This window comes from Mesorhizobium sp. M0496, from assembly GCF_040321205.1.
Taxonomy (GTDB): domain Bacteria; phylum Pseudomonadota; class Alphaproteobacteria; order Rhizobiales; family Rhizobiaceae; genus Mesorhizobium.
This window is the reverse complement of sequence record NZ_JAMYRC010000010.1, coordinates 49,570-64,479: the sequence shown is the minus strand read 5'-3', so window position 1 is coordinate 64,479 and position 14,910 is coordinate 49,570. Positions and strand designations below refer to the sequence as shown.

Sequence of the window (14,910 nt, the reverse complement as noted above, 5' to 3'; positions counted from 1 at the left end):
ACCTGTCAGCGACATCAAACTAGAACGGGCGCCGGCCCGATGAGGACACCATGAAGAATTCAGCCATTTCCGAACGCAAGAACCAGTCGATCTCGCGCGGCGTCGGCATGACCACGCAGATCTATGCCGATCGGGCTGAGAATTCGGAGATCTGGGATGTCGAAGGCCGTCGCTACATCGACTTCTCGTCGGGCATTGCCGTCGTCAACACCGGTCACCGCCACCCGAAGGTGATCGAGGCGGTCAAGGCGCAGCTCGACCGCTTCACCCACACCTGCCACCAGGTCGTGCCCTATGAGAGCTATGTGCGGCTGGCCGAACGGCTGAACGGCATGCTGCCTGGCAAGTTCGAGAAGAAGACGATCTTCGTCACCACCGGCGCCGAGGCGGTCGAGAACGCCATCAAGATCGCTCGCAACGCCACCGGCCGCCAGGCGGTCATCGCCTTTGCCGGCGGCTTCCATGGCCGCACCTTCATGGGCATGGCGCTGACCGGCAAGGTCGTGCCCTACAAGGTCGGCTTCGGCGCCATGCCGGGCGACGTTTATCACGCGCCGTTCCCGGTGCCGCTGCATGGCGTATCGGTCGCCGATTCGTTGGCCGCACTCGACCGGTTGTTCAAGGCCGATGTCGACCCGGCCCGCGTCGCTGCCATCATCATCGAACCGGTTCAGGGCGAGGGTGGTTTCTACGACGCGCCACGCGAGTTTCTGACGGCGCTGCGCAAGCTTTGCGACCAGCACGGCATGCTTCTGATCGCCGACGAAGTGCAGACCGGCTTCGCTCGCACCGGCAAGATGTTCGCGATGGATCACCATGAGGTGGCCGCCGACATCACCACCATGGCCAAGAGCCTGGCCGGCGGTTTCCCGCTGGCCGCGGTCACCGGCCGCGCCGAAATCATGGATGCGCCCGGCCCCGGCGGGCTCGGCGGTACCTATGGCGGCAGCCCGATCGGTGTCGCCGCGGCGCACGCCGTGCTCGACGTGATCGATGACGAAAAGCTGTGCGACCGCGCCAACACGCTGGGTGCAAGGCTGAAGCAGCGGTTGCAGTCGATCCGCGACGACGTGCCCGAGATCGTCGACATAAGAGGCCTCGGCTTCATGAACGCGGTCGAGTTCAACGACGTCAAGAAGGGCCTGCCGTCAGCCGAGATCGCCAACGCGATCAGGCTGAAGGCGCTCGACAAGGGCCTGATCCTGCTGACCTGCGGCGTCTATGGCAACGTCATCCGCTTCCTGGCGCCGATCACCATCCAGGACAGCGTCATGAACGAAGCGCTCGACATTCTGGAAAGCTCGATCCGCGAAGTCTGCGCCGCCTGATCGGCGGCGCCCATTTCTCCTGACGGCCTACGCGAGCGGTAAACGTGCCGTCAGGAGCCCGGATTCTGTAACCAGGCTGGAATGTCCATCTTGGCGTGCAGGACCCGAAGATCAGATGTCGACAGCGCTTGATTATTGGCCCTGCGCTCGTTTTCGCAGCGTGGCAAAATAGTCATCATCAGTGGGAGCGCCCGGCGCCGATGATGCGCCCTCGAGGAGCAAACCGCACAGAAGTTGACGATCCTGATCGTGGCGGATCAATTCACGTACATACTCGCTGCTCGTGCCATGGCCGCGATCCGTCACTTGCTGATCGACAAAATGCTTTAAACTGTCGGGAAGTGAGATCTTGATGACGCTCATTCAGGCATTTTGTTGCGTATGGCAAAAATTGGCAACCCTACGCACTGGCCTTGGCTGGCTCCATGATCTGAAACGCGGCCAGTGCCGCCTTTAGCCCTTCGGAACCCATGGCCACCGTTTGCGGCGTCGGCGAGAAGCCGGCGCCGAGCATCTTGCGGCCAAGCATGTGGTCGCCGGGACGGTTCACCGATTCGATGCCGAGCAGCCGGTCGCCGGCATAGTGATAGATCGAGAATTTGTTGTCGGGCAGGTCGCCGAGCACGACATGGCTGTCGCCGCCGGCGGTCAGGCCGACCATCTGCAATTTCATGTCGCCGATGTCGGACCAGAACCACGGCACCGCTGAATAGGCATCGGCATGGCCGGTGATGGTACGTGCGGCAAGCCGTGCCTGGTCGGTGGCGTTCTGCACCGATTCCAGCCGTACGTCGCCGCCGGTGAACCAGTGCCGGTAGGAGGCGGCGTCGCCGATGGCCAGGATTTCAGGCGCCGAAGTGCGCATCTGGTGATCGACGCGGATGCCGTTGGCGATGCTGAGGCCGGCTTGCTGCGCCAGTTCGACGTTAGGCACGGCGCCTATGCCGACGATGACCATGCGCGCCGGCAGCCTTTCGCCGCTAGACGTGATCGCGGCTGCGACATGGCCGTTTTCGCCTTCGAGCCTTGCAATCGAGGTGCCGGTGAGGATGCGCACACCTGTCGCTTCCAGCCGTTGGCGGACGTGGCTCGCCACCACCGGCGCCACGGCGCGGCCAAGCAGCCGGTCGACCGCTTCGACCACGGTCACCGTGCGGCCGGCTGCCCGCAGCGTCGCCGCGATCTCCAGCCCGATGAAGCCGCCGCCGAGGATGACGACCTCGCCGCTCTGTGCGCTGAGTTCCCGGATCAGACGCGCATCGGCGAGCGAGCGCAGCGACAGCACGCCGGACAGGTCCGAACCGGGCAGCGGCAGGACGCGCGGCCGCGAGCCGGTCGCCAGGATCAGGTGATCGAAGGCAAGTGTGCCGCCGCCGGCAATATCAAGGCTGCGGCGCGTGGCGTCGATGCGATCGATCCTGACGCCCGGCCGGTAGTCGATGGCGTTGCCCGTGTAGAAGGCCTCGCCGCGCAAGGGTTGTGGTTTGGCTTCGGCATCCTTGATGAAGGTCTTCGACAGCGGCGGCTTGTGGTAGGGCAGCTCGTTCTCGTCGCCGACGAGGATCACCGGCCCGTCATAGCCGTCCTCACGCAAACTCGCGGCCGCTTGCACGCCCGCATGACCCGCGCCGACAATGACCACACCGTTCTTCATCGCATTCCAATCCCGCTTCTATCCTAGGATGTCTCGCCAAGTGGCAATTGTCTGGCGCCGCCGCAAGAGAGCTTTTGCGGGTCGCACTCGGGATGGCGGCTGTCAATCGTACAGTTCGGCGGCAAGACCGGTGCAGGGCCGATGCATAAAGTTGACAGTTGCAGTTTAGAATAATTCTAAACTATTGTTTCAATTGATTTTTCTTGCCGATCTCCATTGACATCCGACGATGTCGCAGCTTTATGGAGGCTCGCGCGTCAGCGCATCCCTTTAATGTCTGGGCCTTGAACCCTTTCGATTGGAGGCATTTTGGTGTCTTTCTTCCGCGAACCGCGCGATGGCGCGGCATCTCTTGCGCCCAATGGCTTGCAGATGGCCATGCGCCCGTTGCCGCGCGCGCCGTTTACAGAATTTCCGAGAAACTGGAGAGTGATTATGACAGCACGATATGGCGGCAGGTTTGCCGCGATTGGCGCGACGGCCCTGCTGACGGCGGCGGTGTTCGTGTTGCCGGCCAAGGCGGAGGCCGATGCTAAGGCGGTCATCAAGACCTATTCCGACATCGCTCTGGCCAAGTATGAGGATTCGCTGACCACCGCGCAGGCGCTCGACAAGGCAGTCGACGCGCTGCTCGCCAACCCCTCGGCGGAAACCCTCAATGCAGCGCGCGACGCCTGGAAGGCATCGCGCGTTCCCTACCAGCAGACCGAGGTCTACCGTTTCGGCAACAAGATCGTCGACGACTGGGAAGGCAAAGTGAATTCCTGGCCGCTGGACGAAGGCCTGATCGACTATGTCGCCAAGAGTTATGGCACCGAATCGGACGCGAACGCGCTCTATACGGCCAATGTGATCGCCAACAACGAGATCGAGATCAACGGCAAGAAGGTCGATGCTTCGAACCTGACGCCGGAATTCCTCTCCGGCACGCTGCAGGAAGCCGGCGGCGTCGAGGCCAACGTTGCCACCGGCTACCACGCCATCGAATTCCTGCTCTGGGGCCAGGACCTGCATGGCACCGGACCGGGTGCCGGCGAGCGCCCCTACACTGATTACGACCTCAAGAACTGCACCGGCGGCAATTGCGACCGACGCGCCCAGTATCTGAAGTCGGCCAGCGACCTTCTGGTCTCCGATCTTCAGGAGATGGTCGGCAACTGGAAGGAAGACGGCGCTGCCCGCAAAAGCCTCGTCGATGGCGAGCCGAACGCCGCCATCTCGACCATCTTCACCGGAATGGGCTCACTGTCCTACGGCGAACTGGCGGGCGAACGCATGAAGCTCGGCTTGTTGCTGCACGATCCGGAAGAGGAGCACGACTGCTTTTCCGACAACACCTACAACTCGCATCTCTACGACGCCATCGGCATTCGCGCTGCCTATCACGCCAGCTATACCAGCCTCGACGGCACCGTCGTTTCGGGTCCCTCGGTGGCCGATATGGTGAAGGCAGCCGATCCGGCGATCGACAAGGAATTGTCGGACAAGCTCGATGTCACGGTCGCCAAGATGGAAGCGATCAAGGCACGGGCACTGGCCGGCGAGGCCTATGACCAGCAGATCGCCGAAGGCAACACGGAAGGCAATGCGACCGTTCAGGCGGCAATCGACGCGCTGATCGACCAGACCAAGTCGATCGAACGCGCCGTTGGCTCCCTGAAGCTCAGCACCATCGCCTTCGAAGGGTCCGACAGTCTCGACGCACCCGACAAGGTGTTCAAGTAAAGTCGAAAGGCTGGAGCCTGATCCGAAGCCGGATAGTCGGCTGGGAATGGGCTCCGGTAGGAAATCAAGCCACACGGCGCGGGAGGCGCCGTCAGCCATCCGAGCAAATTAATGCTGATCTGCCATTGCAATATCATCACTGAGAAGGAGATCGAGCAGACGATCGTCGGGCTGCTGGATCAGGATCCCTGGCAGCTGATCGTGCCGGCGAAGGTCTATCATGCCATGCAAAAGCGCGGTCGCTGTTGCGGCTGCTTCCCAAATGTGGTGGAAACGATCATTCGGGTCACCGAAAATTACCACGCCCGCTCGGAGGCGAGCGGCGTGGATATCGTTTCACACCTGGATCGCGTCAGAAGCCTGCGCGTCCAATACGGGAGCAGAAATCATGAAAGGCGACCCGCAGGTCATCGAGCGGCTTAACGAGGCCCTTTTTCTGGAGCTAGGGGCCGTCAATCAGTACTGGGTGCATTTCCGTCTGCTGGAGGACTGGGGATACGCCAAGCTGGCAAAGAAGGAGCGGGCGGAATCGATCGAGGAGATGCACCATGCCGATAAGCTCGTGGCCCGCATCATCTTCCTTGAAGGCCATCCGAACCTGCAGTCCGTGGCGCCGCTGCGCATCGGACAGAACGTCAAGGAAGTGCTCGAATCCGACCTTGCCGGCGAATATGACGCGCGTACCGCCTACAAGCGTTCACGCGAGATCTGCAACGACGCCGGTGACTATGTGACGATGAAGCTGTTCGAGGAATTGCTCGCCGACGAAGAGGGTCACATCGACTTCCTCGAGACGCAGCTCGACCTGCTTGCCTCGATTGGCGAGGAAAAATACGGCCAGCTCAACGCCGCATCGGCGGACGAGGCGGAGTAAGGGCATGCGGGAATGCGGCGCCTTCTAGAATTCGTGCGCCGCTCGCGGCGGGCCCATGGCTCGCCGCTCCTTCGGAAGACGCCAGCCAGATTGGCGCGTCGGCGCTGTATCGTCCTCGTGGTGGCGCTCACCTCTTCGGCGATGGCCGGTGATCTTCAACCTGCCGGCCTCGCCACCACGCGCACCGACCTCAATCCAAACGATCAGGCGCGCGTCACCGCCATCACCAGGCCGACGTCGGATTTCTCCAGGCCGGAGCAATTCGAATTGATGCAAGGCGGCGCCGGCACGTCAAGAAAGGACGTCAGCCGCGATTCCTTCTCGCAATCCTCCGCCAACATCACCTTCGAGGAAGAGGGCGACTTCAAGCTCGGCAATGCCCTGTTTCGCAAGAACTGGGTCTCGTCGCCGTCCTCGACGCAGGCCTCGGACGGGCTCGGTCCGCTGTTCAACGAACGCGCCTGCCAGAACTGCCATCTGAAGGACGGTCGCGGCCGTCCCCCGCAAGGCGATGCCGGCACCACCTCGATGTTCCTGCGGCTGGCTCGCGATGCCGGTACAGCGGAAGAGAGAGCAGCGCTTGCCGATCACAAGGTGCTGAACTTCCCCGACCCGGTCTATGGTGCGCAATTGCAGGAACTGGCGGTGCCCGGCCTGCACGGCGAAGGCCGGATGCATGTCGACTATCAGGAGCGTAAGGTAGAACTGACGGACGACACCGTGATTTCCTTGCGCAAACCCAGCTATTCAGTCGCCGATCCTGCCTATGGACCACTCGATCCGCGCACCACGCTGTCGCCGCGCCTGACGCCGCCGATGATCGGTCTGGGTCTGATCGAACAGATCGCACCAGCTGACATTCTTGCCAACGCCGACCCGGACGACCGGGACGGAGATGGTATTTCTGGCCGGCCGAACATCGTGCGCGATGGCCCGAGCGGCGAACTGACGCTTGGTCGTTTCGGCTGGAAGGCGCAGACCGCGTCGATCCGCCAGCAGGCGGCGGATGCCTTTGGCGGCGATATCGGCATTTCGACACCGGAAGTGCCGAAACATTGGGGCGATTGCACCGCCGCACAGGAAAAATGCCTCACCATGCCGAACGGCGTGCAGCAGCGTCTCGGCCCGGTCGAGGCGCCGCCGCCAGTGATGGATCTCGTCACCTTCTATTCGCAGAACCTGGCCGTGCCGGCACGCCGCGACCTCGACCAACCAGATGTGCTCACCGGCAAGAAGGTCTTCTATGAGATCGGCTGCATTGCCTGCCACACGCCGAAATTCGTCACCCGTCGCGGCACGCCCAACAAGGCGCAGGCCTTCCAGTTGATCTGGCCCTATTCCGACTTCCTGCTGCACGACATGGGGCCCGATCTGGCCGACGGCCAGGCCGTGGGCGAAGCGGCGGGCAATGAATGGCGCACGCCGCCTTTGTGGGGCATCGGCCTGACCGAGACGGTCAACGGCAATTCCTTTTTCCTGCATGATGGGCGTGCCCGCAGCCTGACCGAGGCGATCCTGTGGCATGGCGGCGAAGCGCGGAAGGCACGCGACCGCTTTGCCGCCGCCGACGTCGCCGACCGCGATGCGCTGCTCAAATTCCTGGAGTCTCTGTGATGCTCAAGCGCTCTGCATTGTTTCTCGTTCTTCCACTGGCTCTACTGGGCGCCGTCCCTGCGTCTGCGGCGGTCAAAGCCTCCGAAATCATCCAGAGGGTGATCTACGGCTTTGTCCGCCCGGCCTATGCCGGCCTGCATGAGCATGCGGAAGCCCTGACGAAAGCGATGCACAAGCTCTGCGAAGCGCCCTCGCCAGGGGAACTCGATGCGGCGCGCGCCGAATTTTCCGCCACCATCTATGCCTGGTCGTCGGCCGAAATCATCGGTTTCGGGCCGATCAAAGAGAACAACCGGCTGGAACGCATGCTGTTCTGGCCGGATCGTAAGAGCATCGGCCTGAAGCAGGTGCAGGCAGCCTTGGCGGCCAAGGATCCGACCGCTACCGACCCGGCACAGCTGGCCGGCAAGAGTGTCGCCATGCAGGGGCTGGGCGCGCTGGAATTCGTGCTTTACGGCGACGGCGCCGATGCACTGACGGGCAGGGACGATCCTTATCGTTGTGCCTATGGCGCCGCGATTGCCGGCAACATCGAAACCATGGCCGGCGACGTCAACGATGCCTGGAACAAGCCCAACGGATTTGCTGCCCTTTGGGCCAATCCGGGGCCACAGAACCCGCTCTACCGCGACGGCAACGAAGCGGTGACCGAACTGGTCGGCGTCTTCATCAATGAACTGGAAATGGTTCGCGATGTGCGCCTGAAAGGGTTTTTCGGCGGCAAGCCGGATGCGGACAAGCCGAAACAGGCGATCTACTGGCGCTCGCGGAACACCGCCAATTCGCTGGCCGGCAATCTGTCCGGGATAGACACGCTGTTCCAGGCCTCGAAGCTTGGCGACGCGCTGCCGGTCGATGTGCGCTGGATGGCGGAATCGATCCACATCCAACTGGTCAATGGTGTCGCTACCGCGAAGTCCATCCAGGGCCCGATCGACAAGGCGCTTGCCGATCCGGCACTGCGTGACAAACTCGACCATTTCGCGCTCATCACCTCCAGCCTGTCGACCCTGATCGGCACCAGGCTGACCGCCGAATTTGGTCTGACTGCCGGCTTCTCGTCGTTGGATGGGGACTGAGCATGATTTCGGGATTGGCCAAAACGCCCATAGTTTCGTCATCCTGGGGCGAAGCAAGGAGCGAAGCGACGCAGCGCAGACCCCGGGATCCATGCACCCGACGGTCGAGGTCACGGCGTGGATCCTCGGGTCTCCGCGACGGAGCTTCGCTCCTGCTCCGCCCGTGGATGACGAAATTCCGGAGGCTTCGGCCAACTTCCAACGTCTGCGATAGATCATTCCAAGAACCGGTAGGTGCCAAGCGTCAGCTCCGATCCGCAAAAATCACCCTGTCTTGGAGCGAGCCAGTGCAGGGGAGGATCGCCTCTTGAAAACCTCCCTCGTCGACCGGCGCGATTTTCTCAGGGCCGCAGGCATTGGCTTTGCCGCTGCCGTAGCGCCGTCGGCCTGGGCAAAGACGCTTGCGGCCGACGCCGTCTTCGCCACCGCGTTCGTCAAGCGCGATGGCAGCTATGGCGCCGCTGTGCTGTCCGAAGCCGGCAAGGTCCTGCACGCGATCGACCTGCCCGATCGCGGCCATGACGTCACATTCGATCCCATATCGAAGCGTTCGGTGGTCTTCGCCCGCCAGCCCGGCACGTTCGCCGTGGTGTTCGATCATTCTGGTCGCGACGAACCGCTGACCATCGCCAGCATCGCCGGCCGGCATTTCTTTGGGCATGGCATGTTCTCGCCCGACGGGGCGCTGCTCTACGCCACCGAAAACGACTTCGACAGCGCCGCCGGCGTGGTCGGCATCTACGATGCGCGGGCGAAGTTCAACCGCATCGGTGAATTCCCGACCCATGGCATGGGTCCGCACGAGCTTCTGCTGCTGGGTGACGGCAGGACGATCGCGGTTGCCAATGGCGGCATCGAGACCCATCCGGATTACGGCCGCGCCGAGCTCAACATCGCGACCATGAAGCCGTCCTATGTGCTCATCGACCGCGTCACCGGCGACCTCATCGAGAAGCACGAATTGCCGGCGGCACTGCATCAGCTGTCGATCCGGCATATGGACACCGACCCGTCCGGCACCGTCTGGTTCGGCTGCCAATACCGGGGGCCGGGCACCGATCGTCCGCCGCTTGTCGGCCGCGCCGCGCGCGGCAAGGACTTGCAGCTGCTCGACATGCCGCAGGACGTGCTGTCCGGCTTCCGCAACTATATCGGTTCGGTCGCCGCCAATCCGGCTGCCGGCACCGTCGCCGTCTCGTCGCCGGAAGGCAATTCGCTTGTCGTGATCGATGCGACGAGCAGCCGGGTCGTTTCGGCCAGCGCACTGGTCGAGGTTTGCGGCGTGGCGCCCGACGGAACCGGCTTCATGGCCACCACAGGCGCCGGCGAAATCGTCGAGGGCAGCGGTGCGACACGCTCCGAACCGGACTATGTCTGGGACAACCACATGCTGCGCATCGAACAGGTTGCGTAGATATTTCCTGCCGGGCCGAAGCGAAGCCGCTTAACGAATTATGAACTATCCCCTTGCGGTGGCGGGCCGTGGCGGGCACAGGGAATTGTTTTTCGAACCGGTCGCTTCATGAAACTGCTTGCCATTGACTGTGCCGCCAACCTCTGCGCCGCTTGCGTCTATGACGCGGCGGCGAAGCAGGAGCTTGGCCGTTCGGTGCTCGATCTCGGCAAGGGTCATGCCGAGCACCTGATGACCATCATCGCCGAAGCGCTGAAGGCAAGTGCGACCGACTATGCCGGTCTTGGCGCCATCGCCGTTTCCGTTGGCCCGGGTTCTTTCACCGGTCTGCGCGTCGGCGTCTCGACCGCGCGCGGCCTGGCGCTGGCGCTCAAGATTCCGGCGATCGGGGTGACGACGCTCGAGGCGCTGGCTGCTGAGGCGGCAGCAGCATTTCCCGGTCGCGCCGTACTGGCGGCGCTCGATGCGGGTCGCGAGGAAATCCATGCCGCCCTCTACGATGAAATGTCAGCTTTGACTTACGGTCCGGCTGTGGCCACACTGGCTGATGTCGTCACCATGGCGACGGAAAGCTCGTCGGTGCTTACCGGAACCGCGGCGGCGCTGATCGCCGCGTCGGCCGGACGCGCCTTCGATATCGGCCCTCAGACGGCCACCGCCGATATTGTCACATATGCCCGCCTGGCTGCCGCCAAGGGTCCCGGCGAAAGGCCGAAACCACTCTATCTGCGCGGCGCTGACGCCAAGCCGCAGGCGGGATTCATTCTATCAAGGCAAGAGAGTTGATGCGCATACCTTTTCTCCAACCACGCCGCCGGGACTACGCGCTCGAGCCGCTGAAGATCGCCGACAGCCCGGCGGTCTCGCTGCTGCATCGCGAGGACTTTGTGCGCCCGTGGACCGATGGCGAATTCGCCGCCTTGCTCGAACAGGACACCGTATTCGGCTATGCCGCGCGTGAAACCGGACAGGGCGCCAAGCCTCCGGTCGGCTTCGTGCTGGCGAGGCTCGCGGCCGGCGAAGGCGAGATCCTCACCGTCGCGGTGGCACGATCGCATCGCCGGCAGGGGCTCGGCTGGCAATTGATGGACGCGGTACTGCGCGAACTGCACGCGCAGCGTGCCGAAGCGCTGTTCCTCGAGGTCGACGAGACCAATGTCGCGGCGATCGCGCTCTATCGGCGGCTCGGCTTCCGCGAGGTCGGCAAGCGACCGAATTACTACAGGTCGCCGGAACACGGACCGACCGGCGCGCTTGTTATGCGCCGCGATCTTCGCTAGCGAGACGGCCGGGGTAGGGCGATGATCAAGAAAATCAGGATTTTCCTGGCGCTGGGCCTCGTTGTCGCCGGGTCGGTGGTCCTCGTGCCGTTGCAGATCCTGTCGATGAAGACCGGCTGGTGGCCGGAAACCTTTATCCTCAAGATCTGGCACAGGCTGATCATCAGGGCACTCGGCATGCGTGTCCATGTCAAGGGAACGCTATCGACCAAGCGTCCTTTGCTGGTGGCATCCAATCACATCTCGTGGACCGACATCATGGTGCTCGGCTCTTTTGCCGATGTGAAATTCATCGCCAGGGCCGACATGGAAGGCTGGCCGCTGATCGGCATGCTGTCGAAGCTGCAACGCACCGTGTTCATCGAGCGCGAGCGTAAGCGTTCGTCGGGCGACCAGGCAAGCGAGATCGCCAGCCGCATGGCCAAGGGCGATGCCATGGTGCTGTTCGCCGAGGGCTCGACGGGCGACGGCAACATCGTCCTGCCGTTCAAGAGCACGCTGTTTGGCGCTGCCTCGATGGCGATTTCGGAAGGCGCGGCGGAGCAGGTCTTCATCCAGCCGGTGGCGATTGCCTATACGCGCCTGCATGGCGTGCCGCTCGGCCGCCGCCACCGCCCGCTTGCCGCCTGGATCGGCGATGAGGATTTGATGCCGCATCTCAAAGTGCTGCTGGCGGAGGGCGCCCTCGACGTCGAGGTGCATTTCGGCGAACCGATCGCCTTTTCCAAGGGTTCGAACCGCAAGGAAACGTCGAAACTGATGGAAGGCCAGGTGCGCGGGATGATGCAGGCAGCGCTTGCCGATCCGCGCCCGAGCCGTTAGTCCGGCTGCGCCCGCGGGCGCTAGCCCGGCATGCACCTGCAGGCGCATGCCGAGAATCGTCTGTTTTTTGTCACAGAAAGGCGTTAGAAGCCGCCAGATGGACTTGAACACGATCGAAAGCGACGACATCCCCACCGCGGCCGGACAGCCGGTGGTGCTTTCAACGGCAGCGAAAAAAGTCTTCATCAAGACCTATGGCTGCCAGATGAACGTCTATGATTCACAGCGCATGACCGATGCGCTTGCCGCCGACGGCTATTCCGCGACCGATGCCATCGGCGAGGCCGACCTGGTGTTGCTCAATACCTGCCATATCAGGGAAAAAGCGGCGGAAAAGGTCTATTCCGAACTCGGCCGTATCCGCGATATGAAAGCCGAACGCGCTTTGGCCGGCCGCGAGATGCTGGTCGGCGTCGCCGGCTGCGTGGCGCAGGCCGAAGGCGCCGAGATCATCCGCCGTTCGCCAGCCGTCGATCTGGTCATCGGCCCGCAGACCTATCACCGGCTGCCTGATGTACTGGCGAGGGTGCGCAGCGGCGAAAAGATCGTCGAGACCGACTACGCCATCGAGGACAAATTCGAGCATCTGCCGCAGCCGAAGCGCGCCGAGGTCATCAAGCGCGGCGTCACCGCCTTCCTCACTGTGCAGGAAGGCTGCGACAAATTCTGCACCTTCTGCGTCGTGCCCTACACCAGAGGCTCGGAAGTCTCGCGGCCGGTGGCGCAGATCGTTGCGGAGGCTGAGCGTCTGGCGGATGCCGGCGTGCGCGAGGTGACGCTGCTTGGCCAGAACGTCAATGCCTGGCATGGCCGGGGCGAGAACGGCGAGGAGTGGGGCCTTGGCCGCCTGCTGTTCCGGCTGGCCGAAATCCCCGGCCTGGCGCGGTTGCGCTACACCACCAGCCACCCGCGCGACATGGACGACGAACTCATCGCCGCCCATCGCGATCTGCCGGCGTTGATGCCCTATCTGCATCTGCCGGTGCAATCAGGCTCCGACCGCATCCTCAAAGCGATGAACCGCAGGCATACGGCGAAAGATTATCTGACGCTGCTCGACCGCATCCGCACGGCCCGGCCTGACATCGCGCTTTCCGGCGACTTCATCGTCGGCTTCCCCGGCGAGACCGAAGCGGATTTCGAGGCGACGATGGAACTGGTGCGCCGGGTGAATTACGCCTCGGCCTTCTCGTTCAAATATTCGCCGCGCCCCGGCACGCCGGGCGCTGAAATGCCCGATCATGTGCCGGAAACGGTCAAGGACGAGCGTCTGCAGCGGCTGCAGGCTCTGCTTGTTAAACAGCAGCAGGATTTTGGTTTGAGCCTCGTCGGCAGCACCATCAGCACGCTGATCGAGAAGCCCGGCCGCCAGTCCGGCCAGAAGGTCGGCCGCTCGCCGTGGCTGCAGCCGGTTATTGTTGATGAAAAGGCCGGCGAAATCGGTGACATTATCCAGGTGCGAATCACGAAGACGGGCTACAACAGCCTGTTCGCCGAATTGGCCTGAGGGTCTCGGCAGATGAGGAGAGACGGTTGAGCGCTGCGGAAGTGAAGAATATGCCTCAGACCACTGCATCCGGGGCTTCTGATATGGCGCATATCGTTCTGACTTTCGATAACAACAAGCTTGCCAGCGCCCTTTACGGTCAGTTCGACGAAAACCTCGCCAGGCTCGAGCAGAAGCTCGGCATCGACATCCGCTCGCGCGGCAACCAGCTGACCATCAAGGGCTCGGCGTCAGCCGCCGAGCAGGCGCGCCGCGCCCTGGACAATCTCTACGGCATTCTCCAGAAGGGCGCCGATATCGGCCAGTCCGACGTCGATGGCGCCGTGCGCATGGCAATCGCCGCCGACGATCAGCTGACCCTGCCGACGCTGGAGCGCAAGGGCAAGGTCTCCGCCGCCCAGATCGCCACCCGCAAGAAGACGATCTATGCTCGCTCGCTCAACCAGGACGCCTATATGCGGGCGCTGGAACGGTCGGAACTGGTGTTCGGCATCGGCCCGGCCGGCACCGGCAAGACCTATCTGGCGGTGGCGCATGCGGCGATGCTGCTAGAGCGCGGCATGGTCGAACGCATCATTCTGTCGCGGCCGGCGGTCGAGGCCGGCGAGCGGCTCGGCTTCTTGCCGGGCGACATGAAGGAGAAGGTCGATCCTTACCTGCGGCCGCTCTATGACGCGCTTTACGACATGATGCCGGCCGACAAGGTCGAGCGCGCCATCGCCGCCGAAGTCATCGAGATCGCGCCGCTCGCCTTCATGCGCGGCCGCACGTTGGCACACGCCGCCGTCATCCTCGACGAAGCGCAGAACACCACGCCGATGCAGATGAAGATGTTCCTGACCCGTCTGGGCGAGAACTCGCGTATGATCGTCACCGGCGATCCGACCCAGATCGACCTTCCGTCCAACACCAAATCAGGCCTCGTCGAAGCCTTGCGTGTGCTGGACGGCGTGGCGGGCGCGGTGACCGTGCGCTTCAACGACGGCGACGTGGTCCGCCATCCGCTGGTGGCGGAAATCGTCAGGGCCTATGACCGCGACGCCAAACTGGCGCGCGGCCTCGGTGCCGAGAATTGATTTTGACGATGCGGCTTCATGCCTGAGGACATAATATCCGGCGACGGGAATGTTCCCGTCGACATCGATATATCTGTCGAAGCGGGCGAATGGCCCGATGAGGCAAGCCTGACGCGGCTGGTCAACCATGCCGTCGCAGCTGTTTTTGCTGAAACCGGCGTGGCCGGCCGTTCCGAACTTAGCCTCGTTTTTTCCGACGACGCCCATATCCGCACCCTCAACGCCGGCTGGCGCGGCAAGGATAAACCGACCAACGTCTTGTCTTTCCCGGTTTTTCCGCTGTTGCAAGGGGCCCCGTTGCCGCCGATGCTGGGCGATATCGTGCTCGCCGCCGAGACGGTCGCGCGTGAAGCGGCACTGGAAGACAAGCCTGTCGAGAACCATATCACCCATCTCGTCATCCATGGCTTGCTGCACTTGCTGGGCTACGATCACGAGACCGACGCCGAGGCGGAGGCGATGGAAGCCACCGAGCGTGCTGCGCTCGCAAGGCTTGCCATTCCCGATCCCTACGCGTAACTACTTCTGACCAATTGA

Annotated in this window: 15 protein-coding genes; 13 read left to right on the top strand and 2 right to left on the bottom strand. The window is 63.1% G+C overall.

The window, feature by feature from the left end; all coding sequences use genetic code 11:
* Window positions 1-50: 50 nt before the first annotated feature.
* On the top strand, window positions 51-1,328 hold the full coding sequence (locus NKI73_RS12050; RefSeq protein ID WP_352629784.1) for a 4-aminobutyrate--2-oxoglutarate transaminase: 1,278 nt from the start codon (window positions 51-53) through the stop codon (window positions 1,326-1,328).
* A 132-nt stretch (window positions 1,329-1,460) separates the two neighbouring features.
* On the opposite strand, the gene NKI73_RS12045 is transcribed toward NKI73_RS12050, so the two are convergent.
* Complete coding sequence (locus NKI73_RS12045) at window positions 1,461-1,691, bottom strand: ribbon-helix-helix domain-containing protein (RefSeq protein ID WP_352629782.1); 231 nt, start codon at window positions 1,689-1,691, stop codon at window positions 1,461-1,463.
* Between the two features lie 37 nt (window positions 1,692-1,728).
* Window positions 1,729-2,982 (bottom strand): NAD(P)/FAD-dependent oxidoreductase, encoded by a 1,254-nt coding sequence (locus NKI73_RS12040; protein ID WP_352629779.1) that lies wholly within the window; start codon window positions 2,980-2,982, stop codon window positions 1,729-1,731.
* A gap of 435 nt (window positions 2,983-3,417) precedes the next feature.
* Between NKI73_RS12040 and NKI73_RS12035 the strand changes: the two genes are divergently transcribed.
* The 12 genes from NKI73_RS12035 to ybeY all read left to right on the top strand — a co-directional run bounded on the left by NKI73_RS12035 (window position 3,418) and on the right by ybeY (window position 14,892).
* Window positions 3,418-4,707, top strand: a complete 1,290-nt coding sequence (locus NKI73_RS12035; RefSeq protein WP_352629777.1) for an imelysin family protein — start codon at window positions 3,418-3,420, stop codon at window positions 4,705-4,707.
* Between the two features lie 111 nt (window positions 4,708-4,818).
* Entirely contained in the window at window positions 4,819-5,130 is a 312-nt protein-coding gene (locus NKI73_RS12030; RefSeq protein ID WP_352629776.1) for a (2Fe-2S)-binding protein, read from the top strand.
* Window positions 5,096-5,581 carry a bacterioferritin gene (gene bfr, locus NKI73_RS12025; RefSeq protein ID WP_352629774.1) on the top strand — a complete coding sequence of 162 codons (486 nt, stop codon included), beginning with the start codon at window positions 5,096-5,098 and terminating at the stop codon, window positions 5,579-5,581. Before NKI73_RS12030 ends, bfr begins: the two co-directional genes overlap by 35 nt.
* A 12-nt stretch (window positions 5,582-5,593) precedes the next feature.
* Entirely contained in the window at window positions 5,594-7,195 is a 1,602-nt protein-coding gene (locus NKI73_RS12020) for a di-heme oxidoreductase family protein (RefSeq protein ID WP_352629773.1), read from the top strand.
* A complete protein-coding gene (locus NKI73_RS12015) occupies window positions 7,195-8,274 on the top strand; it encodes an imelysin family protein (protein WP_352629771.1) in 1,080 nt (359 codons plus the stop codon). The genes NKI73_RS12020 and NKI73_RS12015 overlap by 1 nt, the downstream gene beginning before the upstream one ends.
* Before the next feature lie 307 nt (window positions 8,275-8,581).
* On the top strand, window positions 8,582-9,688 hold the full coding sequence (locus NKI73_RS12010) for a DUF1513 domain-containing protein (protein ID WP_352629769.1): 1,107 nt from the start codon (window positions 8,582-8,584) through the stop codon (window positions 9,686-9,688).
* Window positions 9,689-9,796: 108 nt separating this feature from the next.
* Window positions 9,797-10,474 (top strand): tRNA (adenosine(37)-N6)-threonylcarbamoyltransferase complex dimerization subunit type 1 TsaB, encoded by a 678-nt coding sequence (gene tsaB / locus NKI73_RS12005; RefSeq protein ID WP_352629767.1) that lies wholly within the window; start codon window positions 9,797-9,799, stop codon window positions 10,472-10,474.
* Complete coding sequence (gene rimI / locus NKI73_RS12000; protein WP_352629765.1) at window positions 10,474-10,968, top strand: ribosomal protein S18-alanine N-acetyltransferase; 495 nt, start codon at window positions 10,474-10,476, stop codon at window positions 10,966-10,968. The genes tsaB and rimI overlap by 1 nt, the downstream gene beginning before the upstream one ends.
* A gap of 21 nt (window positions 10,969-10,989) precedes the next feature.
* Entirely contained in the window at window positions 10,990-11,790 is an 801-nt protein-coding gene (gene olsA, locus NKI73_RS11995) for a lyso-ornithine lipid O-acyltransferase (protein ID WP_352629763.1), read from the top strand.
* 97 nt (window positions 11,791-11,887) lie between these two features.
* The gene (miaB, locus tag NKI73_RS11990; protein WP_352629761.1) at window positions 11,888-13,297 is read left to right on the top strand and encodes a tRNA (N6-isopentenyl adenosine(37)-C2)-methylthiotransferase MiaB; all 1,410 of its coding nucleotides are present in this window, start codon (window positions 11,888-11,890) and stop codon (window positions 13,295-13,297) included.
* A 50-nt stretch (window positions 13,298-13,347) separates the two neighbouring features.
* Window positions 13,348-14,373, top strand: a complete 1,026-nt coding sequence (locus tag NKI73_RS11985; protein ID WP_352629959.1) for a PhoH family protein — start codon at window positions 13,348-13,350, stop codon at window positions 14,371-14,373.
* A gap of 18 nt (window positions 14,374-14,391) precedes the next feature.
* Complete coding sequence (gene ybeY, locus NKI73_RS11980; protein ID WP_352629759.1) at window positions 14,392-14,892, top strand: rRNA maturation RNase YbeY; 501 nt, start codon at window positions 14,392-14,394, stop codon at window positions 14,890-14,892.
* Window positions 14,893-14,910 lie beyond the last annotated feature (18 nt).